Source organism: Comamonas terrae, from assembly GCF_001544075.1.
In the GTDB taxonomy this organism is placed as follows: Bacteria; Pseudomonadota; Gammaproteobacteria; order Burkholderiales; family Burkholderiaceae_C; genus Comamonas; species Comamonas terrae.
The window spans coordinates 183,330-208,200 of sequence record NZ_BCNT01000008.1 but is presented as its reverse complement, the minus strand read 5'-3'; the positions used below and the strand labels follow the sequence as shown (position 1 = coordinate 208,200).

The following is a 24,871-nucleotide window of genomic DNA, read 5'->3' as shown; positions in this document are numbered from 1 at the left end:
AGCATGACAACCCGCAAATTGACCATGGCCCAGGCCGTGTCGGAGGCCATCGGCCAGGAAATCGAGCGCGACCCCAATGTCTTCGTGATGGGCGAGGACATCGGCAAGTACGGCGGCATCTTCGGCGCCACCGGCGGCCTGCTGGCCAAGCACGGCAAGGACCGCATCATGGACACGCCGATCTCGGAGACAGCCTTCATCGGCACCGCCATCGGCGCGGCGGCCGAGGGCATGCGCCCCATCGCCGAGATCATGTTCGTCGACTTCTTCGGCGTGTGCATGGACATGATCTACAACCACATGGCCAAGAACATCTACATGGCCGGCGGCAACATCAAGATGCCCATGGTGTTGATGGCGGGCATCGGCGGCGGCTACAACGATGCGGCCCAGCACTCGCAGTGCCTGTACGGCACCTTCGCCCACATGCCGGGCATGAAGGTGGTGGTGCCGTCCAACGCCTACGACGCCAAGGGCCTGATGACCCAGGCCATCCGCGACGACAACCCGGTGGTGTTCCTGTTCCACAAGGGCATCATGGGCCTGCCGTGGATGTCGTACTTCGAGGGCAGCACCAACGAGGTGCCCGAGGAGCAGTACACCATTCCCTTCGGCCAGGCCAAGGTCGTGCGCGAGGGGGCAGACCTGACCATCGTCACGCTGAGCCAGATGGTGCAGAAGACCGTGCTGGCCGCGCAGAAGCTCGCCGATGCGGGCATAGACGCCGAGGTGATCGACCTGCGCACCATCGTGCCGCTGGACCGCGAGGCGGTGCTCAGGTCGGTGCGCAAGACCGGCCGCCTGCTGGTGGCCGACGAGGACTACCTGAGCTTCGGCCTGTCGGGCGAGATCGCCGCGCTGGTGGCCGAGAACCTCGACAGCGTGCGCCTCAAGGCGCCGGTGCGGCGCCTGGCCGTGCCCGACGTGCCCATCCCCTTCAGCCGCCCGCTGGAGCAGTTCGTCATTCCCCAGGTCGACGCCATCGTTGCCGCCGCGCAGCAGCTCGTCGCCGCACCGCAACTCGAAGGAGCCTACGCATGAGCACCGACATCATTCTTCCGCAAGACGCCTGGCAGGACGTGGAGCCCGGCACCGAGGCCCTGGTCGAGGACTGGCTGGTGCAGGTGGGCGACAGCGTCAAGGCCGGCCAGCCGCTGGCCAGCGTGGTCGTGGTCAAGACCAGCCATGAGGTGCTGGCGCCCGCCGATGGCGTGGTCGAGTCCATTCTCGTGCCGGCCGAAGGCACCTTCAAGCCCGGCCAGAGCCTGGGAACGCTGGCATGAGCACCGCTGCCACCACTGTTGCAGCGGAAGCTGGCGCCGGTATCGCCAGCGTCCCGGGCATTCCGCTCAAGGGCCTGCGCGGCGCCATCGCCCGCAACATGGCCGTGGGCTGGCAGGCGCCGCGCGTGGCCATGGGCGTGGATGTCGATGTTTCGGCCTGCCAGGCCTGGCTGCGCACGCATCCGATGGCGGAGGGCGGGGCCAGGCCCACCATCACCGCCTGCGTGCTGCGCGCCACCGCGCTGGCGCTGGCCAGGCACCCGCGCATGAACGCGCTGCTCAAGGACAACGTCATCGAGTGCCAGGGCGCCGTGCACCTGGGCCTGGCCGTGGCGCTGGACGAGGGACTGATGGTGCCGGTGATCCGCGATGCCGAGACCAAGGCCGTGGCGCAGCTCGCGCAGGAAACGCGCGAGCTCGCGGCCGGAGCCCGCGCCGGCAAGCTGGCGCCCAAGGCCTACCAGGGCGCGACCTTCACGGTCACCAACCTGGGCATGACGGGCATCGACTGGTTCACGCCGGTGCTGAACGCGCCGCAGGTGGGGATCCTGGGCGTGAGCAGCGTGCGCGAGCGCGCGGTGGTGCAGGACGGGAGGCTGGGCATCGCCGCGATGACGACGCTGACCCTGGTGTTCGACCACCGGGCCATCGACGGCTACCCGGCCGCTCAGTTCCTGCAGGCCGTCAAGGGCCACCTCGAAGCCCCCGATTCGCTGTAAGGCCTGCCATGACTGTACCCCTCCCATCGTTGACGCCGCCCGAGGCCGTGCGCGAGCAGCTGTGGAACGAGCAGCAGCTTGCCCAGCCGGTGGCCATGCCGAGCTTCAGGCTCTGGCGCTACCGGGAGCCGGCCATCGTGCTCGGCTGCTCGCAGCGCCGGCTGCTGGCGCAGGCGGCTGGCCCCGTGCCGGTGCTGCTGCGCCAGTCCGGCGGCGGCGCAGTGCTGACCGGGCCGTGGATGCTGGGCCTGTCGGTGGCGCTGCCGGCCGACCACCCGCTGGCCCGCCAGGGGCTGGTGGCCAGCTACCGCTGGCTGGGCGAGGCCCTGGCCCAGGCGCTGCGGCAGGGCGGCGTGGACGCACAGGCACTGGCGCCCGAGGTGTTGCGCGCCATGCCGGCCGAGCGGCGCACGGCGGTGGACTGGGCCTGCTTTGGCGGCCTGTCGCCCTGGGAGGTGCTGGCCGGCGGCCGCAAGATCGCCGGCCTGGCCCAGGTGCGCCGCGCCCACGGCGTGCTGCTGGTAGGCGGCGTGCTGCTGCAGCCTTCGCCGTGGCGGCTGCTGGGCGAGGCCCTGGGGTGCGCGGCGGCCGATGCCCAGGTCCTGGCCGCCACCACCATCGGCGCCGGGGAAGCCATTGCGCATTTCGATGCCCATGCCTGTGCCTTGCGGCTGGAACAGGTGCTGGCCGCGACCCTGGAGCCGCAGGCCTGTCCCCCCTGAACATGAACTTCAAACCCTGGCCGCGGCCGGCGGCCAACCCGCATTGATTCCATCGAGACAGCAATCACAACACGAAGGAGACGACGATGAACCACCCGAAAGACGATTCAGTCCCCGGCACCATGCGCGTGCTGGACAAGCGGCCCACGCTGCAGAGGCGCAGTTTTCTGCGCGGCGGCGGCCTGGGAGCCATCGGCATCGCGGTCATTCCCGCCGCCAGCCTCGCGGCCGCCAAGGATGTGGCGGCCCGGCAGAGCTTTCGCCACCTGGGTGCGGCGACCGGCAAGACCCTGGTGCGCATGGCGCGCGACATCTACCCGCACGACAAGCTGGCCGAGAGCTTCTACGTCGAGGCCGTGGCTCCGTACGACGCGGCGTCCGTGAAGGACAAGGGCGTGAAAAAGCTGCTGACCGAGGGCGTCAAGGACCTGGACCAGCGTGCCACACAGCGCTACGGCGTGCCTTATGCCGAGGTGAAGACCGAGGACGAGCGCGTGGCCCTGCTCAAGGACATCGAGGCCACGCCGTTCTTCAAGAAGGTGCAGGGCGATCTGGTCACGGGCCTCTACAACAACAAGAAGCTGTGGCCGCTGTTCGGCTACGAGGGTTCGTCCTGGGAAAAGGGCGGCTATGTGAACCGGGGCTTCGATGACATCGACTGGCTCTGAGCGCTGGCACAACGACAAGGAGACAAGCATCATGACCGATCAGGCAAAGTTCTCTCTCAACGACGACAGCGTCGTCGTGATCGTGGGCTCGGGTGCGGGCGGCGGCACACTGGCCAACGAACTGGCGCAGCGCGGCGTCAAGTGCGTGGTTCTGGAGGCGGGCAAGCACTACACGCAGGCCGACTTCGAGAACGACGAATGGGCGATGTTCAACAAGATCTCGTGGCTGGACAAGCGCATCTCGGCCGGCGGCTGGCACCACACCCAGACCTATCCGAACCTGCCGGCCTGGATCGTCAAGGGCGTGGGCGGCTCCACGGTGCACTGGTCCGGCGTGGCCCTGCGTTTCCAGGAGCATGACTTCCACACCAGGACCACCTATGGCGCCATCGACGGGGCCAACGTGCTTGACTGGCCGATCACGCTGGCCGAGCTGGAGCCTTACTACGCGCTGGCGGAGAAGAAGATGGGCGTGGCCGGCACCAAGGCCAGCGGCCTGCCGCCCATGCCGCCGAACAACCACTACAAGGTGATCGAGGCCGGCGCGCGCAAGGTGGGCTACAAGAACATCGTGCGTCCAGCGGCATCGAACAGCCAGGTCTATGACGGCCGGCCCGCCTGCCAGCAGATCGGCTTTTGCATGCAGGGCTGCAAGATCGGCGCCAAGTGGTCCACGCTCTACACCGAGGTGCCGCGCGCCCAGGCCACGGGCAAGGTCGAGCTGCGGCCCGAGTCCATGGTGCTGCAGATCCAGCACGACAAGCAGGGCCGCGCCAACGGCGTGCTCTACGTGGACGGCAAGGGCCGCAAGCAGCTGCAGAAGGCGCGCGTGGTCTGCGTGGCGGGCAACTCCATCGAGTCGCCGCGGCTGCTGCTGAACTCGGCCTCCAGCATGTTCAGCAACGGCCTGGCCAACTCCTCGGGCCAGGTGGGCAAGAACTACATGAACCACGCCACGGCCGCGGCCGTGGCCATCCACAAGAAGCCGGTCTACATGTACCGCGGCTTCGACATCGCGGCCGTGGTGGCCGACGAGGTGCCGCTGGACACCAGGCGCGGCTTCGTCGGCGGCTACTATCTCGAAGGGCTGGCCATCCACCTGCCGTACACGGCGGCGTTCATGAAGCCCGGCGGCTGGGGCCGCGACTTCACTTCGGCCATGGAGATGTACGACCACATGAGCTGCGTCTGGGTCTGCGGCGAGGACCTGGCGCGCGAGCAGAACTCCATCACGCTGCACCCCACGGAAAAGGACCAGTACGGCCTGCCCGTGCCCATCGTGACCAAGACCTACCACGCCAACGACGACAAGATCACCGCCCACGGCCTGGTGCAATGGCGCAAGCTGTCCGAAGCCGTGGGCGCCACGCGGGTGATCGACATGCCGGCCTATCCGGCCAGCCACAACATGGGCACCAACCGCATGAGCGCCAAGGCCAGCGACGGCGTGGTCAACAAGTGGGGCCAGGCGCACGATGTGAAGAATCTCTTCATCTCGGACGGCAGCCAGTTCACCTCCAGCTCGGCGGCCAACCCCACGCTGACCATCGTGGCGCTGGCGATCCGGCAGGCCGAGTACATCGCCGGGGCCATGCAGCGGCGCGAGCTGTAAGCGGAGGCAGGGCATGGAGCTGTCCTGCCGCAACTACACCGGCGGCGGCCGCGCGGCCGGAGCCGGGGCGCCGCTGGTGCTGCTGCACGGCCTGTTCGGCAGCGCCGCGCAGTGGCACCACATCGCGGCACCGCTGTCGGCCCGTACGCGCGTGCTGGCCGTGGACCTGCGCAACCACGGCCTGTCGCCGCATGCCGACGCCATGGACTACGAGAGCATGGCAGACGACCTGTGCGAGCTGCTAGACGCCCGGGGCATTGCGCGGGCCCGCATCGCAGGCCACAGCATGGGCGGCAAGGTGGCCATGGCCTTTGCGCTGCGGTACCCCGGGCGCACCGAGGCGCTGGCCGTGCTCGACATCGCCCCGGCCCGCTACCACGACCATTTCTCGGCCCTGGTCTGCGCTGCGCTGCGGCTGGACCTGGGCACCGCCCGTTCGCGGGAAGAGGCCGACCGGCAGCTCGAACGCTTCGTACCCTCGGCCCGCCTGCGGGCCATGCTGCTGCAGAACCTGGCCTGGCGCGACGGGCGATTGGCCTGGCGCATCCACTGGCTGGGCATAGGCAGCTCCATGCCGCAGCTGCTGGGTTTCCCTGCCGGGCTGCAGCGCGCGCCGAGCGCCATCGACGCGTTGTTCGTGCGCGGCGGGGCCTCGGACTATGTGGCGCCGCGCCACGAAGACACGATCCAGCGGCTGTTTCCGCATTCGCGCATCGTGGAGCTGCCGGAGGCCGGCCACTGGCTCCATGCCGACCAGCCCGCCGCGCTGGTGCAACTGCTGGCGGAGTGGACGGAGACGCCAGGCGCGGCTGAGCTGCCTGTTTGCTTCAGCCCAGGTGCAGCCGGTTGGCCGCCGCGGCATGCCGCAGCACCGCTTCGACCATGATGGTGCGCGGGCCGTTGCCGTCCAGCGTCACCGTCAGCGGCGCATGGGCGGCGATCTCGATGCTGCGCTCGCCATCGAGCGCCAAGGTTCCCCGGGTGGCCGCGATGGCCACCGGCGCGCCGGGCTGCAGGCGGGCCAGGTTGACCACGCTCACCTCGGCCACCATGCCCGGCATCAGCGGGGCGTGCACGGAGCAGGGTGCGCCGGGCGCCATGCGCAGGTGCAGGCCATGGGTGCAGTCGCGGCCGGTGGGCTCCAGCAGCGCGGCGATGGATGCCAGCCCGATCACACCGGGCTCGCAGAAGCTCACGAACAGCTCCTGCAGGTCCTGGGCGCAGTCCACCGCGCCGGCACCGGTGGCGTCCTGCCGCGAGACGGCGATGTCGATCAGCGCCACGTCCTCCAGCTCCCTGCCGCGCACCAGCAGCCGCTTGTTGCGCCGCACGCCCACGTCCTCGCCGACCCGGCCCGTGGCCACCAGCGCAGCGGCCATGCCGGCCAGCGTGGCATCGAAGCGCTCGGGAAAGGCATTGTTCGTGCCGGTCGAAAGCGTCACCAGCGGCACCTCGCCGCTGCCCCGGGCCACGGCCCGGTGGGTGCCGTCACCGCCCAGCACGGCGATGGCGCGCACGCCGCGTTCGGCCATCAGCGCGGCGGCGAGCGTGCTGTCCCGGGCGCTGTCGGTCAAGGCCATTTCCAGCAGCCGCACTTCGGGCATGCTGGGCTGGCGCAGGTGTGCCTGCTGCGCGCGGGATTGCACTTCGCGCGCCAGGCCCGAGGTGTCGGGCATCAGCCAGACCTCCTGGATGCCCAGCGCACCGGCCGAGGACAGCAGCCGCAGCACGGCATTGATCTTCTCGGCCATGGAAAAGGTGCTGCCCCAGGAGAACAGCCGCCGCAGGTCGCGGCCCGAGGAGGGGTTGGCAATGATGCCGAGGCAGGCGGCTGGAGTCGGATTCATCGTATGCAGGCCGTTGTGTGGGATGGTGAAGGGTGGAACCCAGGCCTGCTTCTCAATGCAAGAACAATGCCAGCTTCACGCATGCCGGCGGCGAAGCAGGCGATTATCATGGCCGGTGTGAGGCGGCAGCCTCCATCCCATGGCAAGCGCGACCCGCTCGACATCTGAAAGAGTGCGGCGACAGGAGACGACAATGCAGTGGATGGCATCGAACATGCCCGCAGAGGCAGGCGGGCCGGCAGGCCCGGGGACGGATTTCTCGATGATCGAGCGCTCGCGCCAGCGCTCGTTCGAGTTGTATCGCCTCGATCCCGGGCGCGGCGAGCCGCCGCGCGTGCTGACCACCAGCGCTCTCAAGGACCATCGCGAGCCCATGGAGCGCTTCATGCGCATCGCGCGCAGCGGCATGGAGGTGTTGTTCGGCCAGATCCGTGAGGCCGGCTATGTGGTACTGCTGACCGACACCCATGGCGTGGCGGTGGACTTCATCAACAACCCCTTGTTCGATCAGGACTGGCGCCGCGCCGGCCTGTGGCTGGGCAGTTGCTGGACCGAAGAGAAGGAGGGCACTTGCGCGGTGGCGCTGGCCAATCTGGAGCAGCGGGCCATCACCGTGCATCACGAGGAGCATTTCCGCGCTCCGAACAAGAAGCTGACCTGCAGCGCCGTACCGATTTTCGGGACCGACGGACGCATGCTGGCCGTGCTCGATGCCTCGGCCATCGAGTCGCCCGACGACAAGCGCAGCCAGCATCTGGTGCTGCAGATGGTGCGGTCCGCAGCGCGCATGGCCGAGGATGCGAATTTCCTGCACGAGTTCGAGCACCACCATGTGCTCCGGCTCGCGCGGCGGCGCGATTTTCTCGAAGTCTCGGCCGACGGCATGGTCGCGCTCGACGAGGCCGGGCGCATCGTGGCCATCAGCCAGTCGCTGCGCGAGCAGGGTGCGCTGCTGCCCGCCCTGGGCCATTGCATCGAGGAGGTGTTCGACCTGCGGTTCGAGCAGGTGATGCAGGCCGCACACCAGGGCGGCTATCCGCTGACCATGCGCCATCTGGCCACGGGAACGCAGTGCTTTGCATTGGTGCGGCCGCCGCGGCGCAGGCCGTCGGCGCCAGCGGCACCTTCGGCGGCCGCGCGGCGCGAGGTTCCGCCCGAGGCCGGTGCCGATGCGCTGCAGGCCATTGCCGGGCTGGATCCGCAGATGCAGACCAATGCGCGGCAGGCGCTGCGCGTGCTGGACAAGGGGCTGGCCATATTGCTGCATGGCGAATCGGGCTCGGGCAAGGAGGCCTTTGCCAAGGCCATGCACGAGGCCAGCGCGCGCCGGGCCCAGCCCTTCGTGGCCGTGAACTGCGCGGCGATTCCCGAGACCCTGATCGAGAGCGAGCTGTTCGGCTACCGCGAAGGGGCCTTCACCGGCGCCCGCTCCAAGGGCGCGCGCGGCAAGATCGCCCAGGCCCACGGCGGCACGCTGTTCCTCGACGAGATCGGCGACATGCCGCAGGCCATGCAGACGCGGCTGCTGCGCGTGCTGGCCGAGCGCGAGGTCACGCCGCTGGGGTCGGAGCAGCCGATTGCCGTCGATGTGCAGCTGATCTGCGCCACGCACCGCGACCTGCGCGAGATGGTGGCCCAGGGCCAGTTCCGGCTCGACCTGTACTACCGCCTCAACAGCGTGACGCTGGAGCTGCCGGCGCTGCGCGACCGCGCCGACAAGAACGCGCTGATCGACAGCCTGCTGCGCGAGGACGGCCGGCAGCTCTACGGCCGTGCCGTGGCCATCACCGCGGCCGCGCGCGACCTGCTGCTGCGCCATGACTGGCCCGGCAATATCCGGCAGCTCAAGAACGTGCTGCGCACGGCCATGGCGCTCAGCGGGGGCGAGCCCGTCAGTCCCGAGCACCTGCCGGCCGAAATCCATGGCGGCCAGCCGCCCATGCTGCCGCCCGAGCGCATGCTGTCCCTGGGCGGAGCCCAGACGGCTGCTGCCGCGCAGGGGGCACCGATGCAGGAGGCGCAGGACGGGCGCACGGCCTTGCTGCAGGTGCTGAAGGAGCACCGGTGGAACGTCACCGAAGCCGCGCGCAGCCTGGGACTGAGCCGCGCCACGGTATACCGGCACATGCAGAAGTGGGAGATCGTCAGCCCCAACCGGCTTGGCGATTGAAGCCGTCAGCTATCTATTTGTGAGCTTATTACGCCAGTCAGTCAATGATTTCGGATCTGAAATAGCTTGAAATATTGATCTATACAGCGCAGGCAGCTATAAAAAATAAAGTCCGCCGGTGGCGGACTTTTTGCGAGCCTGGGCCGGAGGTCAGCTCAGCAGCAGCGCATCGTCGGCCAGTTTTTCGCCGCGCACCTTCTCGAACATGTGCAGCAGGTCGGGCACGTCCATGCGGGCGCGCTCCTCGCCGCTCACGTCCAGCACGACCTGGCCCTGGTGCAGCATCACGGTGCGCGTGCCCACGTCCAGCGCCTGGCGCATGCTGTGGGTGACCATCATGGTGGTGAGCTTGGCTTCCTCGACGATGCGCGCCGTCAGCTGCAGCACGAAGTCGGCCGTGCGCGGGTCGAGCGCGGCGGTGTGCTCGTCCAGCAGCAGGATGCGTGAAGGCTGCAGCGCAGCCATCAGGAGGCTCACGGCCTGGCGCTGGCCGCCCGAGAGCAGGCCGATGCGGTCGGTCAGGCGGTTTTCCAGGCCCAGGCCCAGCGTGGCCAGGCGCTCGCGGTAGAGGTCGCGGTTGGCGGCCTTCACGGCCTTGGACAGGCCGCGGAAATTGCCGCGCTCATGGGCCAGCGCCATGTTCTCCTCGATGGACAGGTCTTCGCAGGTGCCCGCCATGGGGTCCTGGAATACGCGCGCCACCTGCTTGGAGCGCTCCCAGACAGGCATGCGCGTCATGTCGATGCCGGCGATCTCGATCTTGCCCTTGTCCACGCCCTGGTCGCCCGAGACGCAGTTGAGGAAGGTGGACTTGCCGGCGCCGTTGGAGCCGATGACGGTGACGAACTGGCCGTCGGGAATGGACAGCGACAGGCCGCGCAGCGCACGCGTCTCGATGGGGGTGCCGGGGTTGAAGGTCAGTTCCAGGTTCTGTGCGTTCAGCATGGTGTTCTCCGCAATTCTTTCGTTCTTGTCGTTCTTATTTGCGCTTGCCGAGCTTTTTCTTGATCTGCGGGATCACCAGGGCGACGGTCACCAGCACGGCCGTGACCAGGTTCAGGTCCTGGGCCTTGAGGCCGATGGCGTCGATGTTCAGGGCCGCGGCAATGAAGAAGCGGTAGACGATGGCGCCGATCACCACGGCCAGCGTGGCCCAGATGATCTTGCGCGAGGGCAGGATGGTCTCGCCCACGATCACGGCAGCCAGGCCGATCACGATGGTGCCTATGCCCATGGAGATGTCGGAGCCGCCCTGGGTCTGCACGAACAGCGCGCCGGCCAGGCCGACCAGGCCGTTGGAAATCGCCATGCCCAGCAGGATCATGGCGCCGGTGTTCACGCCCTGCGCGCGGGCCATGCGGGCGTTGGAGCCCGTGGAGCGGATGGCCAGGCCGCGCTCGGTGGCGAAGAACCAGTCCAGCGCCAGCTTGGCCACGACGACGAAGCCCAGCAGGATGACGGGGCGCATCACATAGTCGGCCACGCTGTCGGGCTGCAGCATGGTGAACAGCGTGGGATCGTTGATCAGCGGCACGTTGGGGCCGCCCATGATGCGCAGGTTGACCGAGTACAGGCCGATCATCATCAGGATCGAGGCCAGCAGGTCCATGATCTTCAGGCGCACATTGAGCCAGCCGGTGATGAAGCCTGCGACGGCGCCGGCGGCGGTGCCGGCCAGCGTGGCCAGCCAGGGATTGATGCCCTGGGAAATCATCACGGCGCAGACGGCGCCGCCCAGGGGAAAGCTGCCGTCCACCGTGAGGTCGGGAAAGCGCAGCAGGCGAAAGGAAATGAAGACGCCCAGCGCCACCAGGCTGAAAATCAGGCCGATCTCGACGGCACCGAGCAGGGAAAAGAGAGACATACGGATAGCGACAGGCGCGAGGGGGAACGTCTAAAAAAAGGGCAGGGCCATGTTGCCATGACGCCTGCCGCTGTGCCTGCGCCGCTCCGGACGCATCCGGGGGCGGCGCGCCGCACAGGCCTTACTTGATCACTTGTGCCGCCGACTTGATCAGCGCGTCGGACAGCTTCACGCCTTGCTTTTCGGCGGCACCGGGGTTCACGAACAGCTCCATCTTGGTGGAGACTTCGGGCTTGATGTCGCCGGGGTTTTCGCCCTTGAGGATGCGCACCACCATGCGGCCGGTCTGCTCGCCCAGGTCGCGGTAGTTGATGCCGTAGGCGGCCACGGCGCCGCGCTTGACGGAGTCGGTGTCCGAGGCCACCAGCGGGATCTTGGCGTCCTGGCCGACCTTGACCAGCGATTCATAGGCCGACACCACGTTGTTGTCGGTGTTGGTGTAGATCACGTCCACCTTGCCCACCAGCGAGCGGGCGGCGCTGCTCACGTCCACCGAGCGGGGTGCGGCGGCCGTCACCAGCGTCCAGCCCATCTTGGGCAGCAGGGCCTGCAGCTCCTTCACGACCACGGCGGAGTTGGCCTCGCCGGGGTTGTAGACCATGCCGATGCGCTTGGCATTGGGCACGACCTGCTTGACCAGGTCCATCTGCTTGTCCAGGGCCAGCAGGTCGGACACGCCGGTCACGTTGTTCTTGGAAGGCTCCCAGCTGGCCACCAGCTTGGCGGCCACGGGGTCGGTCACGGCGGAGAACACCACGGGCACCGTCTTGGTGGCGGCGATCACGGCCTGGGCCGAAGGCGTGGCGATGGCGACGATGGCGTCAGGCTTGTCGCCGACGAACTTGCGGGCGATCTGGGCGGCGGTGCCGGTATTGCCCTGGGCGCTCTGGTATTGCCACTTGAGGTTCTTGCCGTCCTCGTAGCCGGCTGTCTTGAGGGCGTCCTTGACGCCGTCGCGCACGGCATCCAGGGCCGGGTGTTCGACGATGGCGGTCACGGCCACCGACTTGGTGTCGGCTGCGTATGCCCCCGAAATGGCGGAAACCGCCAGGGCCAGGGCGCCCATGCGGGCCCAAGACAGCTGCTTCATGTGTATCTCCAGCGTGTTTGTGTTTATTTCCAGATGGTGAATAAGACGGCTGCGTTTTGATACACAGCGCCTCGCGGCAAAGTCTACTGCACCCACCTGCTTGTCTCGTCGCTAGTCATAACCCTGTTTTCACCTATACGGAATTCGCCAAAAAATGGCATGAAAACTGCACAAAGTGAAAACCAAACGGGTTATTCATGCAGTAATTTAAGAAAAACGGCTGCAGTTTTGCATCGTGCGGAGGCATTTGGATGCCCTGTTTTGCATTTTTCCTGCATTCATTGTCCGAAAAAGAGTCTTTGGGTACGCATTGCACAAAATTTGAGCGTGCGCAAGCACTGGCTCCTTGGCGCTTGCCAAGCCTGCCGCGCTTTGCAAATCAGGCGAGCGTGCTCCTGATTTTTGGAATCTCATGGATAACCCGCAGTAAATGCACCGGCTGAAACCGCAGGCAGAAACCACGGTGCGACCTGGCGCGCATGAAAAAGGCCTGCTCGAAAGCAGGCCTCGGTCTCCATGGCGCCTGGCCGGGCTGGCGGGCCCGGATCGCGGATACGCTTTTACATGCCCGAATAGTTGGGACCGCCGCCGCCCTCGGGCGTGACCCACACAATGTTCTGCGTCGGGTCCTTGATGTCGCAGGTCTTGCAGTGCACGCAGTTTTGCGCGTTGATCTGCAGGCGCTGCTTGCCGGCATTGGCCTCGTCCTCGACGAACTCGTACACCCCGGCCGGGCAGTAGCGCTGCTCGGGACCCGCGAACTGGGTCAGGTTCACGTTCACGGGAACGCCGGGGTCCTTGAGCGTCAGGTGGGCCGGCTGGTTTTCCGCATGGTTGGTGTTGCTGATGAACACGCTGGAGAGGCGGTCGAAGGTCAGCTTGCCATCGGGCTTGGGGTAGACGATGGGCTGGCATTGGTCGGCCGGCTTGAGGTAGGCATGGTCGGGCTTGTTGCGGTGCAGCGTCCAGGGGATGTGGCCCTTGAGCACGAACTGCTCGATGCCGTTCATGATGGTGGCGGTGGTCAGGCCCTTCTTGAACCAGGCCTTGAAGTTGCGGGCCTTGTACAGCTCGTCGTACAGCCAGCTGTTCTCGAAGGCATAGGTGTAGCTCGTGAGCTCGTCGTGCTGGCGGCCGGCCACGATGGCTTCATAGGCGGCCTCGGCGGCCAGCATGCCGGTCTTGATGGCGGCGTGGCTGCCCTTGATGCGGCTGACGTTGAGAAAGCCGGCTTCGCAGCCCACGAGCGCGCCGCCGGGGAACACGAAGCGCGGCAGGCTGGAGATGCCGCCGGCCGTGATGGCGCGCGCGCCGTAGGAGATGCGCTTGCCGGGCTTGATGCCCTTGGATTCGTCGCCTTCCAGGTACCAGCGGATGTTGGGATGGGTCTTCCAGCGCTGCATCTCCTCGAACGGAGACAGGTAGGGGTTGGAGTAGTCCAGGCCGGTGATGAAGCCCAGCGTGACCAGGTTGTCCTCGAGGTGGTAGAGGAAGGCGCCGCCGTAGGTGTCGCTCTTCATGGGCCAGCCGGCGGTGTGCAGCACGAAGCCGGGCTTGTGGCGGGCCGGGTCGATTTCCCACAGCTCCTTGACGCCGATGCCGTAGGTCTGGGGATCGCGGTTGGCGTCCAGGCTGAACTTGGCGATGACCTGCTTGCCCAGGTGGCCGCGCGCGCCTTCGGCGAAGATGGTGTACTTGGCATGCAGCTCCATGCCCAGCTGGAAGTCGCCCGTGGGCTCGCCGTCCTTGCCCACGCCCATGTTGCCGGTGGCCACGCCCTTGACGGAGCCGTCCTCGTTGTAGAGCACTTCGGCGGCGGCAAAGCCGGGGAAGATTTCCACGCCCAGGGCTTCGGCCTGGTCGGCCAGCCACTTGGTGACGAAGCCCAGGCGCACGATGTAGTTGCCGTGGTTCTGGAAGCACCGGGGCAGCAGCCAGTTGGGCGTGCGCAGCGACCCCTTCTCGCCCAGGAAGACCATGGCGTCGTCGGTCACGGGCTGGTTCAGCGGCGCGCCTTTTTCCTTCCAGTCGGGAATCAGCTCGGTCAGCGCGCGCGTGTCCATGATGGCGCCGGACAGCGTGTGCGCGCCGGGCTCGGAGCCTTTTTCGAGCACCACGACGGAGACATCCTGGCCTTTTTCCGCGGCCAGTTGCTTCAGGCGGATGGCGGTGGACAGGCCACCGGGGCCGCCGCCCACCACCACCACGTCGTATTCCATGGCTTCGCGCGGACCGTACTGGGCCAGGATTTCTTCGTTTGTCATCGGGAGAGTCTCGCTTGGATAGTAAAAAGATGATATGGCGGGGGCCGGGCCGCAGCTCCCTGGGGAAGGGGCCGCAGATGCCGCAATGCGGGCGATTCTATGTCCTCCATGTCCCGATTTGTGCACGGGCGTGCTAATTGGTGACAGCGATTACCCGCAGAACAGGGCACAGTGCGCAAGGACAAAGGCTGCCCATCGGCTTGCCATTCCTCTAAACACATAGTCTGGCGGATGCATCCGCCGGCCGCGACCGGAGACTGTCACCTATGCGCATGGAACTGCCCGAACACAAGAAGCTGGTATACGAGACACGCTTTCCCGTGCGCTGGGGGGACATGGATGCAATGGGCCATGTCAACAACAGCGTGTATTTCCGCTACATGGAGACGGCGCGCATCGACTGGATGATGCAGGCCGGCATGCCGCCCGCGCCCACTGGCGACGGGCCGGTCATCGTCAATGCTTTCTGCAACTTCTACCAGCAGTTTGCCTATCCCGATGTGGTCAGGCTCAAGCTGTATGTCAGCGATCCGGCGCGCACCACCTTCGAAAGCTGGATCACCATGGAAAAGGACGAGGCGCCGGGCGTGGTCTGCGCCGCCGGCGGCGCCACCGTGATCTGGGTGGATTTCCTGCAGCACAAGGCCACCGACCTGCCGCAGTGGGTGCGTGAACTGACCGCGGCCTGATAGGGGCAATCCCGCAGGCAAGGCGCTGCCGGCGCCAGGCAGGCGGTGTTCGGATTTCCGGATGGATGGGGGTGTGTGCGTCCGGAAATCCGGAGGCACAGTGTCGCAAAGTATGCACAAAAGTATGCGTGACATAGGCAAATCAAAGGCTTATGCCGCATGCGCCAGCTGGCACGTTCCGTGCATAGGTTGGTCCAGGCCGCAGCGAGCGGCTGCGAGTGCCGGGGCGGAAACAGCCCGTGTGGCAGCGGTGGCGACCGGAAGGCGCCGCCTTTGCCGCACGGGCTCTGGTACGAGACGAAACCAGTCTGTCCCGGCAAGACTACAACGCATACAAAACCAAACGAATGAAATCCAATCGCCTGACCATGATGGTCCTGCTGGCAATGGCACTGGGGGTGCTCGTCGGCTACATGGTGCATACCTCTGCCGCCACGCCCGAGGCAGCCAAGGAGATCGCCAGCTATTTCGGCATCCTGACGGATGTGTTCCTGCGCATGATCAAGATGATCATCGCTCCCCTGGTGTTCACCACCCTGGTGGCGGGCCTGGCCAACATGGGCGATGCCCAGTCGGTGGGCCGCGTCGGCGGCCGGGCCCTGGGCTGGTTCATCGCGGCGTCGTTCTGCTCGCTGTTCCTGGGCCTGTTCTACGCCAACCTGCTGCAGCCCGGCCATGGCCTGAAGGTGGAGCTGCCCAGCAGCGCCGACGGCCTGGGCCTGAAGACCTCGGCGCTGAACCTCAAGGATTTCATCACGCACGTCTTCCCGAAGAACATCGTCGAGGCCATGGCGACCAACGAGGTGCTGCAGATCCTGGTGTTCGCGCTGTTCTTCGGCCTGGCGCTGGGCTATCTGAACCACCAGAAGAAATACATGCTGGTGGACATGATGGAAGAGGTGTCCCACGTCATGCTGCGCGTCACCGACTACGTGATGCGCTTCGCACCCGTGGGCGTGTTCGGTGCCGTGGCCGACACCATCGCCACCCATGGCCTGGGCATGCTGTCCGTGTTCGGCAAGTTCATGGTCTGCTTCTACATCGCACTGGCCACGCTGTGGGTGCTGCTGACGCTGGCCGGCTATCTGGTACTGGGCCGCGACGTGTTCCGCCTGCTGGGGCTGATCCGCGGCTCGCTGCTGGTGGGCTTTTTCACGGCCAGCAGCGAATCGACGCTGCCCAAGCTCATGGAACAGCTCGAGGAATTCGGCATCAAGCCGCGCATCACGGGCTTCGTGCTGCCGCTGGGCTACTCCTTCAACCTCGATGGCTCGATGATCTACACGACCTTCCTGGCCATCTTCATCTCTCAGGCCTACGGCATCGAGATGTCCCTGACCGCGCAGATCACCATGCTGCTGGTGCTCATGGTCTCGAGCAAGGGCATCGCGGGCGTGCCGCGCGCCTCACTGGTGGTGGTGGCCGCCGTGCTGCCCATGTTCGGCCTGCCGGAAGCCGGCATTTTGCTGATCCTGGGCATCGACCATTTCCTGGACATGGGCCGCACGCTGACCAATGTGCTGGGCAATGCCATCGCCACGGCCGTGGTGGCCAAGTGGGAAGGCGACAGCGACGACGAGGCCGGCCTGCAGGCCGAGGCCGCGGCCATTGCGCTGCCCGAGTCGGAGCGCCTGGCCGCCTGACGGGCTGACGGCATTTGGCCCGCCCGGTCCCATTGCCGGCCATGGGTGCGGCGGCCGGCGCTGCTACCATGGCGGACCCCATGTCCGCTCTCTCCGCAGCCAGGCCGCTGCGCCCGTTTTTTTTGCTGTTGCTTGTCTGCCTGTGGCTGCTGCTGAGCGCCCTGGGCGGCTGGGGCGTGTACTGGCTGGCGCAGCGGGCAGGCATTGCGGACCTGCGCGCCTCGGGCGAGCACCGCATGGACCTGTACGCGGCCAGCCTGGAGCGGGAGGTCGACAAGTACGCCTTCCTGCCCGCCATCGTGGCCCTGGACGAAGATGTCCGGGCCATGCTGAACCGGCCCGAGGATGCGGGCCTGCAGCAGCGGGTGAATCAATACCTGGAGCAGCTCAGCGAGCGCGCCGGCACGCTCAGCGTCTACGTGGTGGACAGCCGCGGCAAGGTCAAGGCCGCCAGCAACTGGCGGCGCGCCGACAGCTTCCTCGGCGAGGACCTGAGCTTCCGTCCCTATTACCGCGAGGCCCTGCGCGTGGGCAGCGGGCGCTATTTCGGCATAGGCACCACGCGCGGCGAGCCCGGCTACTACCTCACCAGCACGCTGGGCTCCGTCCATGACCGGGGCGGGGTGCTGGGCGTGGCGGTGGTCAAGGTGGGCCTGGAGCAGCTGGAGCAGTCCTGGGCGGCCGTGGAGTCGCCGGTGCTGGTCAGCGACGAGAACGGCGTGCTCATCCTCAGCAACCGGCCCGAATGGAAGTTCACCACGCTGCAGCCGCTGGACGAGGCCACGCGCCAGCAGCTCGAGAATTCCCAGAAGTACAACCGGCGCGCCCTGCAGCCGCTGGACTGGCAGGTGCTGCGCGAACTGGACGCCGGCACGGCCCTGGTGCGGTTCAGGCCCGGGGCCGCCGGTGCTTCCCCCGGCGCTTCCGCCAATCTGTTCCTGTCCCAGTCGCGTCCGCTCCATTCCTTTCTGGCCACGCCATGGCGCATGACCGTGCTGTCTCCGCTGCGGCCGGTCAACCAGCTGGCGCTGAGCCGTGCCGGAGTGGCCACGGCGGCCATGGCCCTGGCGCTGCTGCTGGTGGCCCTGCTGCACCAGCGCCGCCGGCATTTGCGCGAGCAGCTGGCGGCCCGGGAGGCCCTGCAGGCTGCGCATGATGCGCTGGAGCGCAAGGTGGCGCAGCGCACGGCCGACCTGTCGGCCGCCAACCAGGCCCTGCAGCAGGAAGTGGCCGAGCGCGTGCAGGCCGAAGCCACGCTGCGTGCCAAGCAGGAGGAGCTGGTGCAGGCCGGCAAGCTGGCCGTGATCGGGCGCCTGTCCACCGAGATGGCGCACGAACTCAACCAGCCGCTGGCGGCGCTGCGCACGCTGGCCGGCAACAGCCAGCGCTTCCTGGAGCGCGGCGAACTGGCGGTGGCCCAGGGCAATCTGCAGCGCATGGCCGATCTGGCCGACCGCATGGGCCGCATCACGGCGCGGCTGCGCAACTTTGCCCGCAAGTCCGAGGGCCGGCCGGCCAGCGTGGTGCTGGACGACGTGCTGGACAATGCCCTGTCCGTGCTGGAGGCGCGCATCGACCGCGCCGGTGCAGTCATCGCGCGCAAGGGGGAGCCCCGGCTGGCCGCCTGGTGCGATGCCAACCGCGTGGAGCAGGTGCTGGTCAATCTGCTGGGAAATGCGCTCGACGCCATGCGCGGGCAGGCTGCGCCCTGCGTGGAGCTGGAGTGCCGGCAGGCGGCAGGGCAGGAGCCGGGCCAGGTGCAGATACTGGTGCGCGACCATGGCCCGGGCCTGAGCGCCGAAGCACAAGAGCATTTGTTCGAGCCGTTTTTCACCACCAAGCCCGAGGACCAGGGACTGGGCCTGGGCCTGGCCCTGTCGGCCGATATCGTCCAGGCCTGCGGCGGCTCGCTGAAGGGTGCCAACCACCCCGATGGCGGCGCAGTCTTCACCTTGTCCCTGCCGGCGGTGCCGCCCGCGGCTTTGGCGGATACTCGGGCTGGCTGATGCCAGCCGTGCAGCGGCAATGGCGCCTTCCCTGATGCCGAGCCCTGCCGCACTGTTTCTTTTCCGATTGCCATGATGCCTGCGTGCCTTGCTCCATGAACCCCGCTCTCAAAGTCCTGATCATCGAAGACGACCCGGATGTAGCCCTGGGCTGCGAGCAGGCGCTGCAGCTCGAAGGCATTGCCTGCGAATGCGTGGCCAGTGCCGAGCAGGCGCGCAAGCGCCTGATGCCCGACTATGAGGGCGTGGTGGTCAGCGACATCCGCCTGCCGGGCATGGACGGCATGGCGTTGCTGCGCGAACTCATGGCGCTGGACCCCGAGTTGCCCGTGGTGCTCATCACCGGGCATGGCGATGTCTCCATGGCCGTGCAGGCCATGAAGGACGGCGCCCAGGACTTTCTGGAAAAGCCGTTCGCGCCCGAGCTGCTCGTTGGCGCCGTGCGCCGCGCGCTGGAGCGCCGGCGCCTGGTGCTGGAAGTGCGCTCGCTGCGCCGCCAGCTTGAAAGCGCGGGCAACCTGGAGCACCGGCTGCTGGGCCGCGCGCCCAATATGCAGCGCCTGCGCCAGACCCTGCAAAGCCTGGCCCAGAGCGCGGCCGACGTGCTCATCGTCGGCGAGACCGGCGCCGGCAAGGAACTGGTGGCGCGCTGCCTGCACGAGGCCAGCAGCCGGCGCAACGGCAACTTCGTGGCCATCAACTGCGGCGGCCTGCCCGATACGCTGTTCGACAGCGAGATGTTCGGCAGCGAGGCCGGCGCCTTCACGGGCGCGGGCAAGAAGCGCATCGGCAAGATCGAGCACGCCAGCGGCGGCACGCTGTTCCTCGACGAGATCGAGAGCATGCCCATGGCCATGCAGATCAAGCTGCTGCGTGTGCTGCAGGAGCGGGTGCTGGAGCGCCTGGGCTCCAACACGCTGATTCCCATCGACTGCCGCGTCATCGCCGCGACCAAGGTGGATCTGCTGGAGCTGAGCCGCCAGGGGCTGTTCCGGGCCGATCTCTACTACCGGCTCAACGTGGCCACGCTGACGGTGCCGCCGCTGCGCGAACGGCGCGAGGACGTGCCGCTGCTGTTCGAGCACTTCGCGCTGCAGGGTGCGGCGCGCCACCAGCGGCCCGTGCCCGAGCTGACGGCGGCGCGCATACAGCAGCTGCTGGGCTATGACTGGCCCGGCAATGTGCGCGAGCTGCGCAATGTGGCCGAACGCACGGTGCTGGGCATAGAGGCCGGCTCGCCGCCTTTCGGCACCGAGCCGTCCGAAGCCCCCAAGCCCCTGGCGGCCACCGTGGAGGCCTTCGAGCGTGCGCTGATTGCCGATGCGCTGCGCCGCCAGGGCGGCAGCCTGGCCCGCACGGCCGAGGCCTTGTCCATGCCCAAGACCACGCTGCACGACAAGATCCGCAAGTACGGGCTGGACGGGCAGGGCGGCTGAGGCGCAAGGCCGCGCCTGAAGCCGGCTGTCAGCGCCCTGGCTGCGCCACGGCCGGCGCCAGCCCGAAGAGGCTGGCCAGCACCTCGCCGATCTCTTCGCGGGCCAGCTGCCTTTTCTCGACCTGGCCGTTCGTCACCGTCTTGAGCATGTCGTCCAGCAGGATGGCGCGGCCGGTGCTGTGGTGCAGCACCACCAGCAGCTTCTGCACGAAGATGGCTTCGGGGTGGGTGGAGTTCAGGTAGTTGGCGGGAACGAAGTCGATCCATTCCTGGGGCGACAGGTCGAAGGCGTACTGGTTGGCCCACTGGCCCTCCACCCTGGCCTTGAGCACGTATTCGCCGCGTTCGTCCAGCGTGAGCTGGAAGGTGTCGCAGTCCTGCGCGACCTCGACGCCCACGGCGTCCAGGTCCATCGGCGCGCGGATGCCGTAGCTGCCGAAGCCCAGGTCGCACAGCCAGCGCCGGCCTTCGACCTCGGCGATCACGGCCATGTGGGTGCGGGGCCGGCGGGCGGGGTAGAACATGGGCCGGGCCGCGACAAAGCGGTAGGCAATGCCCAGGGCCTGCAGCGCCATGGCGAACAGGCCGTTGACCTCGTAGCAGTAGCCGCCGCGGCCCTGGCGGAGAATCTTGTCGGCAATGTCCTCGGGCACCAGCGAGACGATCCTGCCCGCCTGGACGTCCAGGTTCTCGAAGGGCACGGTGAACAGCTGCCGGCGCATGAGGGCGTGCAGCGTGGCGGTGTCGGGGCCGGCATGGCCGGTGTGGCCGATGCGTTGCAGATAGGTGGGCAGGTCGAAATTGCTGGCGTGCATTTGGAAAAAAGTCCTTGCGTAGGTTGCAGTCCGGACGATAGGGCATGGGCGGCCTCCGCTGTATAGGCAGAATGGATGAAAATCCACCTGTACAGATTCTTTCGCCCCTGCCCATGGACAGCCCCGACGCCTCTTTGCCCCACTATCTGCGCATTGCCGGGATGCTGCGCCAGACCCTGGCTTCGGGCGCGCTGCGACCCGGCGACCGTGTGATCTCCGCGCGCAAGCTGGCCGAGCGCGAACGGGTCAGCCTGCCCACGGCGCTGGAAGCGCTGCGCAGCCTCGAAGCCCAGGGGCTGATCGTCGCGCGGCCGCGCTCGGGCTACTTTGTGCGCCAGCAGGCCCCGGTCGCGGCCTTGCCGCCCTCGCGCCCGTCGCCGCACCCCATGCCCGTGACCATGGCGGGCCTGGCGCGCTCGCTGTTCAGCAGTGCCGATGCGCGGCTGATCCCGCTGGGCGCCGCACTGCCCGACCCCGCCTGGTTGCCCGCGGCCACGCTGCAGCGCGCGCTGCAGGCCGCAGGCCGGCGCCTGCAGGCCCAGGGCCAGAGCTACAGCATGCCTCCGGGCCGGGCAGAGCTGCGCGGCCCGATCGCGGCGCGGGCCGCGCAATGGGGCGGCCGCTTCGGTCCCGACGATCTGATTCTTACCTCCGGCGCCACGCAGGCCGTGCGGCTGGCGTTGCGCGCTGTATGCCAGCCCGGCGATGTGGTGGCCATCGAGCGGCCAGCCTATTTCGGCACGCTGCTGCTGCTGGAAGACCTGGGCCTGAAGGCGCTGGAGGTCGCGACCGATCCGCGCGAGGGCCTGCTGCCGCAAGCGCTGGCCGAGGCCCTGGCAAGGCACAGGCCCGCGGCGGTGCTGGCCTCGCCCACGGTGCAGAACCCGCTGGGCGCCAGCATGCCCGTGGAGCGCAAGCGCGCGCTGGTGGCGCTGCTGGAGCAGGCCGGCGTGCCGCTGATCGAGGACGATGTGTATGGCGACCTGGCTGGAGACGGCCAGCGTCCGCCGGCCTGCAAGGCCTTCGACGGCAGCGGCAACGTGTTGTACTGCAGCTCGGTGTCCAAGACCCTGGCGCCGGGCTGGCGCATCGGCTGGATTGCGCCGGGGCGCTTTCATGCGCAGGTATTGAAGGCGCGGCTGGCCGGGGACTGGGCCGGTGCGCCGCTGCTGGAGGCCGCCGTGGGCGAGGTGCTGGCCAGCGGCGACTACGACCGCCATCTGCGGCGCCTGAAAACCCGTATCCAGGCTGCGGTGCAAGCCGTCACGGCGCGGGTGGAAGCCAGTTTCCCGCCCGGCACGCGCATCTCCATGCCATGCGAGGGTTTTGTGCTGTGGGTGGAACTGCCGCGCCAGGTGAATGCGCTGGAGGTGCACCGCCGCGCGCTGGAGCTGGGTATAGGCGTGAGCCCCGGCCAGCTGTTCTCGCCGCAGGCCGACCTGCCCAGCCACCTGCGCCTGAACTGCGCCAACGAGCCCACGCCCCGCCTGCTCGGGGCCGTGGGGCAGATCGGCGAACTGTGCCGGGAACTGGCGCGGAGCACCGCCCCGGCCTGACAGCCTGCTATTTCTTCTCGCGCGGCACGCGGCCCATCAGGTAGAACTCGGGATTGGGCTGCATGCCCGCGAAGCTGGCCATGCGGTTGGACAGGCCGAAGAAAGCGGTGATGGCCGCGATGTCCCAGATGTCCTCGTCGTCGAATCCATGGGGGTACAGGGCCTCGAAGTCCGCATCCGTGATCTCCTGGCTGTGCTGGCAGACCTTCATCGCAAAGTCCAGCATGGCGCGTTCGCGCGGGCTGATGTCGGCCTTGCGGTAGTTGACCGCCACCTGGTCGGCGATCAGCGGCTTTTTCTCGTAGATGCGCAGGATGGCGCCGTGGGCCACCACGCAGTACAGGCACTGGTTGGCGGCGCTGGTGGCGGTGACGATCATCTCGCGCTCGCCCTTGGTCAGGCTGCCTTCCTCCTTGAGCATCAGCGCGTCGTGGTAGGCAAAGAAGGCGCGCCATTCGGCCGGGCGGCGCGCAAAGGCCAGGAACACATTGGGAATGAAGCCCGATTTCTCCTGCACCTGCTGGATGCGTTCCCTGATGTCCTGGGGCAGGGTGTTCAAATCCGGAAAGGGGTAGCGCGCCTGGCTCATGCCTGTCTCCTGTATTGATGGAATCCGGCCAGAGCATGGCATGGCCGGCCGGAGCAAAGCTGTCGTCTGCGTTGCAGATGCTGCCGCTGATGCAAGCCCATGGGGGATGAAAATGGCCTCTGGCGCAGTGCTGGAAAGCGCTGGAAGCTATGGATTTTGAGGATTTCGCCACCGTCACTGCGGCAGTGCCGTGCCGATCAGCAGCATGCCCAGGCCCATGAGCACGCCGCCCAGGCTTTTGTCTATCCACGGGCGGATGGCCTGCACCCGGGGCTGCAGCGCGGGTGCGGAAAAGCACCAGGCCACGAGCGCAAACCACAGCACATGGGCGATGGCGATGAACAGGCCCTGTGCCAGCTGCGTGGCCACGGCCACCTCGGGCCCGGTCACCTGCGTGAACAGGCTGAGGATGAACAGCGCCGTCTTGGGATTGAGCGCATTGGTCAGGAACCCCCGGCACCAATGCCGGGCGGCAAGCCCGGGCGCTGGCGCGGCTGCGTTCGCATCTGCATCTGCATGGGCGGCAGCGCCGGCCTGGCGCCACAGCGCAAGGCCCAGCCAGACCAGATAGCCGGCACCCAGCCACTTGAGTGCCGAAAACAGCCAGGGCAGCCGGTGCAGCAGCACGCCCAGGCTCAGCAGCGTATAACCCACATGCACGAGCACGCCGCAGCCTATGCCAAGGGCCACGAGCAGGCCCGCGCGGCGCGAGACCATGAGGCTGGTGCGCGTGACCATGGCGAAATCCGCGCCGGGGCTGATGACGGCCAGGGTGGTGACAAGAATGACGGTGGGCCAGGTATGCATGGAAAAAGTGATCTGGGTTCACAATATCTGCTGGCCTTTTCTGAAGAGGGAATGGCTGCAGCGCTTGATAGGAAAGAACTCTAGGCATAACACCGCTGCTTGAATAACGATGATTTCTCAAGAAAAAAGTGAGCTGGAGTCACAATATGGCGATGCGCCGGGCGCGCGGCGCCTGCCGTCGCTGGTGGCGCTGCGCTGCTTCGAGGCCGCGGCGCGGCTGGAGAGTTTCAGCCGCGCGGCCGACGAGCTGCACCTCACCCATGGCGCCGTAAGCCGGGCCGTGCGGACGGTGGAGGACGAACTGGGCGTGCCGCTGTTCGAGCGCAGGAGCCGCCGCGTCTACCTCAACGACCACGGCCGCGTGCTGTTCGACGGCGTGCACGCGGGCCTGGCCCGCATGTCCGAGGCGGCCGAGGCCGTGCGCCGGCGCGCGTCCCAGCGGCCGCTGCTGCTGTCGTGCGAGCCCACCTTGCTGATGCGCTGGCTGATTCCGCGCTGGGGCGACTTCCAGGCCCGCCATCCGCAGCACAAGGTGCACCTGGTGGCCGGCGGCGGCCCCGTGGACTGGGGAGCGGGGCTGGACCTTGCCATTCGCCGCAACGACTTCGACTGGGGCCGCACCATCCATGCCGTGCCGCTGTGCGCCGAGCGCATGGGGCCGGTCTGCCAGCCGGACCAACTGGCCCGGTTCTTTGAAGACGACGGACAGGGCAGCTACCGGCTGCGCGTCGATGCGCCGCTGCTGCACAGCAAGACGCGCCCCCATGCCTGGAGTGATTGGTCAAAACAGCAGAAAGCCCAGGCCCGGCTTGCGCCGGCAGCAGGCAGTCTGATGCTCGAGCATTTCTACCTGAGTCTGCAGGCCGCCGCGGCCGGCCTGGGCGTGGCCATGGGGCCGCAGCTGCTGGTGCAGGACGATGTGCAGGCCGGCCGGCTGGCCGCGCCGCTGGGCTTTGCGGCCGATGGCTCGCAGTACTGCCTGCTGGCGCGCCAGCCCTGGGCCGGGGACAGTGCGGCGCGGCAGCTGTGCGACTGGCTGCTGGCGCAGATGGCGCAGACATGGCCGCTGCCGTAGCAGCTGGCGGCAGGGGA

General features: G+C 67.6%; 22 protein-coding genes. 14 read left to right on the top strand and 8 right to left on the bottom strand.

Going from position 1 to position 24,871, the window contains the following annotated elements; genetic code table 11:
* Positions 1–3: 3 nt before the first annotated feature.
* The 7 genes from Cte04_RS13760 to Cte04_RS13730 all read left to right on the top strand — a co-directional run bounded on the left by Cte04_RS13760 (position 4) and on the right by Cte04_RS13730 (position 5,890).
* Positions 4–1,041 carry an alpha-ketoacid dehydrogenase subunit beta gene (locus Cte04_RS13760; RefSeq protein ID WP_066478652.1) on the top strand — a complete coding sequence of 346 codons (1,038 nt, stop codon included), beginning with the start codon at positions 4–6 and terminating at the stop codon, positions 1,039–1,041.
* The gene (locus tag Cte04_RS13755; RefSeq protein WP_066478651.1) at positions 1,038–1,283 is read left to right on the top strand and encodes a lipoyl domain-containing protein; all 246 of its coding nucleotides are present in this window, start codon (positions 1,038–1,040) and stop codon (positions 1,281–1,283) included. The genes Cte04_RS13760 and Cte04_RS13755 overlap by 4 nt, the downstream gene beginning before the upstream one ends.
* A complete protein-coding gene (locus tag Cte04_RS13750; protein WP_066478644.1) occupies positions 1,280–2,002 on the top strand; it encodes a dihydrolipoamide acetyltransferase family protein in 723 nt (240 codons plus the stop codon). Before Cte04_RS13755 ends, Cte04_RS13750 begins: the two co-directional genes overlap by 4 nt.
* A gap of 8 nt (positions 2,003–2,010) precedes the next feature.
* On the top strand, positions 2,011–2,724 hold the full coding sequence (locus Cte04_RS13745) for a lipoate--protein ligase family protein (protein WP_066478635.1): 714 nt from the start codon (positions 2,011–2,013) through the stop codon (positions 2,722–2,724).
* 86 nt (positions 2,725–2,810) lie between these two features.
* Positions 2,811–3,392, top strand: a complete 582-nt coding sequence (locus Cte04_RS13740) for a Twin-arginine translocation pathway signal (RefSeq protein WP_083526663.1) — start codon at positions 2,811–2,813, stop codon at positions 3,390–3,392.
* 31 nt (positions 3,393–3,423) lie between these two features.
* Positions 3,424–5,004, top strand: coding sequence for a GMC family oxidoreductase (locus Cte04_RS13735; RefSeq protein ID WP_066478623.1), 1,581 nt, complete (start codon positions 3,424–3,426; stop codon positions 5,002–5,004).
* A gap of 13 nt (positions 5,005–5,017) precedes the next feature.
* Entirely contained in the window at positions 5,018–5,890 is an 873-nt protein-coding gene (locus Cte04_RS13730) for an alpha/beta fold hydrolase (RefSeq protein ID WP_083526662.1), read from the top strand.
* On the opposite strand, the gene Cte04_RS13725 is transcribed toward Cte04_RS13730, so the two are convergent.
* Entirely contained in the window at positions 5,832–6,851 is a 1,020-nt protein-coding gene (locus Cte04_RS13725; RefSeq protein ID WP_066478618.1) for an NAD(+)/NADH kinase, read from the bottom strand. The two genes, Cte04_RS13730 and Cte04_RS13725, sit on opposite strands and share 59 nt — an antisense overlap.
* A 214-nt stretch (positions 6,852–7,065) precedes the next feature.
* Here Cte04_RS13725 and Cte04_RS13720 point away from each other — a divergent pair, with 214 nt between their 5' ends.
* Positions 7,066–9,021 (top strand): sigma-54-dependent Fis family transcriptional regulator, encoded by a 1,956-nt coding sequence (locus tag Cte04_RS13720; RefSeq protein ID WP_066478822.1) that lies wholly within the window; start codon positions 7,066–7,068, stop codon positions 9,019–9,021.
* Between the two features lie 150 nt (positions 9,022–9,171).
* Here Cte04_RS13720 and Cte04_RS13715 read toward each other — a convergent pair whose 3' ends face one another.
* The 4 genes from Cte04_RS13715 to Cte04_RS13700 all read right to left on the bottom strand — a co-directional run bounded on the left by Cte04_RS13715 (position 9,172) and on the right by Cte04_RS13700 (position 14,239).
* Positions 9,172–9,966: an ABC transporter ATP-binding protein gene (locus Cte04_RS13715; protein ID WP_066478604.1), complete on the bottom strand. Its 795-nt coding sequence runs from the start codon at positions 9,964–9,966 to the stop codon at positions 9,172–9,174.
* Between the two features lie 34 nt (positions 9,967–10,000).
* Positions 10,001–10,885 carry an ABC transporter permease gene (locus tag Cte04_RS13710; protein ID WP_066478600.1) on the bottom strand — a complete coding sequence of 295 codons (885 nt, stop codon included), beginning with the start codon at positions 10,883–10,885 and terminating at the stop codon, positions 10,001–10,003.
* 121 nt (positions 10,886–11,006) lie between these two features.
* A complete protein-coding gene (locus tag Cte04_RS13705; protein ID WP_066478598.1) occupies positions 11,007–11,975 on the bottom strand; it encodes an ABC transporter substrate-binding protein in 969 nt (322 codons plus the stop codon).
* Positions 11,976–12,535: 560 nt separating this feature from the next.
* Positions 12,536–14,239 (bottom strand): electron transfer flavoprotein-ubiquinone oxidoreductase, encoded by a 1,704-nt coding sequence (locus tag Cte04_RS13700; RefSeq protein ID WP_066478595.1) that lies wholly within the window; start codon positions 14,237–14,239, stop codon positions 12,536–12,538.
* Between the two features lie 266 nt (positions 14,240–14,505).
* Between Cte04_RS13700 and Cte04_RS13695 the strand changes: the two genes are divergently transcribed.
* From Cte04_RS13695 to Cte04_RS13680, 4 genes are all read left to right on the top strand, one after another.
* Entirely contained in the window at positions 14,506–14,928 is a 423-nt protein-coding gene (locus Cte04_RS13695) for an acyl-CoA thioesterase (protein WP_066478592.1), read from the top strand.
* Between the two features lie 347 nt (positions 14,929–15,275).
* Positions 15,276–16,571, top strand: coding sequence for a dicarboxylate/amino acid:cation symporter (locus tag Cte04_RS13690; RefSeq protein WP_066478589.1), 1,296 nt, complete (start codon positions 15,276–15,278; stop codon positions 16,569–16,571).
* 80 nt (positions 16,572–16,651) lie between these two features.
* Entirely contained in the window at positions 16,652–18,577 is a 1,926-nt protein-coding gene (locus tag Cte04_RS13685) for a sensor histidine kinase (protein WP_066478814.1), read from the top strand.
* Between the two features lie 95 nt (positions 18,578–18,672).
* Positions 18,673–20,013 (top strand): sigma-54-dependent transcriptional regulator, encoded by a 1,341-nt coding sequence (locus Cte04_RS13680; RefSeq protein WP_066478585.1) that lies wholly within the window; start codon positions 18,673–18,675, stop codon positions 20,011–20,013.
* A gap of 28 nt (positions 20,014–20,041) precedes the next feature.
* Here the strand turns inward: Cte04_RS13680 and Cte04_RS13675 are convergent, their stop codons facing one another.
* The gene (locus Cte04_RS13675; RefSeq protein ID WP_066478576.1) at positions 20,042–20,827 is read right to left on the bottom strand and encodes an arylamine N-acetyltransferase family protein; all 786 of its coding nucleotides are present in this window, start codon (positions 20,825–20,827) and stop codon (positions 20,042–20,044) included.
* Between the two features lie 113 nt (positions 20,828–20,940).
* Between Cte04_RS13675 and Cte04_RS13670 the strand changes: the two genes are divergently transcribed.
* Positions 20,941–22,383 (top strand): aminotransferase-like domain-containing protein, encoded by a 1,443-nt coding sequence (locus Cte04_RS13670; protein ID WP_066478568.1) that lies wholly within the window; start codon positions 20,941–20,943, stop codon positions 22,381–22,383.
* A 7-nt stretch (positions 22,384–22,390) separates the two neighbouring features.
* Here the strand turns inward: Cte04_RS13670 and Cte04_RS13665 are convergent, their stop codons facing one another.
* Positions 22,391–22,972, bottom strand: coding sequence for a peroxidase-related enzyme (locus Cte04_RS13665; RefSeq protein WP_066478563.1), 582 nt, complete (start codon positions 22,970–22,972; stop codon positions 22,391–22,393).
* Between the two features lie 174 nt (positions 22,973–23,146).
* Positions 23,147–23,779, bottom strand: coding sequence for a LysE family translocator (locus tag Cte04_RS13660; RefSeq protein WP_066478557.1), 633 nt, complete (start codon positions 23,777–23,779; stop codon positions 23,147–23,149).
* 109 nt (positions 23,780–23,888) lie between these two features.
* On the opposite strand from Cte04_RS13660, the gene Cte04_RS13655 reads away from it, so the two are divergent.
* Positions 23,889–24,854 (top strand): LysR substrate-binding domain-containing protein, encoded by a 966-nt coding sequence (locus tag Cte04_RS13655; protein WP_066478546.1) that lies wholly within the window; start codon positions 23,889–23,891, stop codon positions 24,852–24,854.
* Positions 24,855–24,871 lie beyond the last annotated feature (17 nt).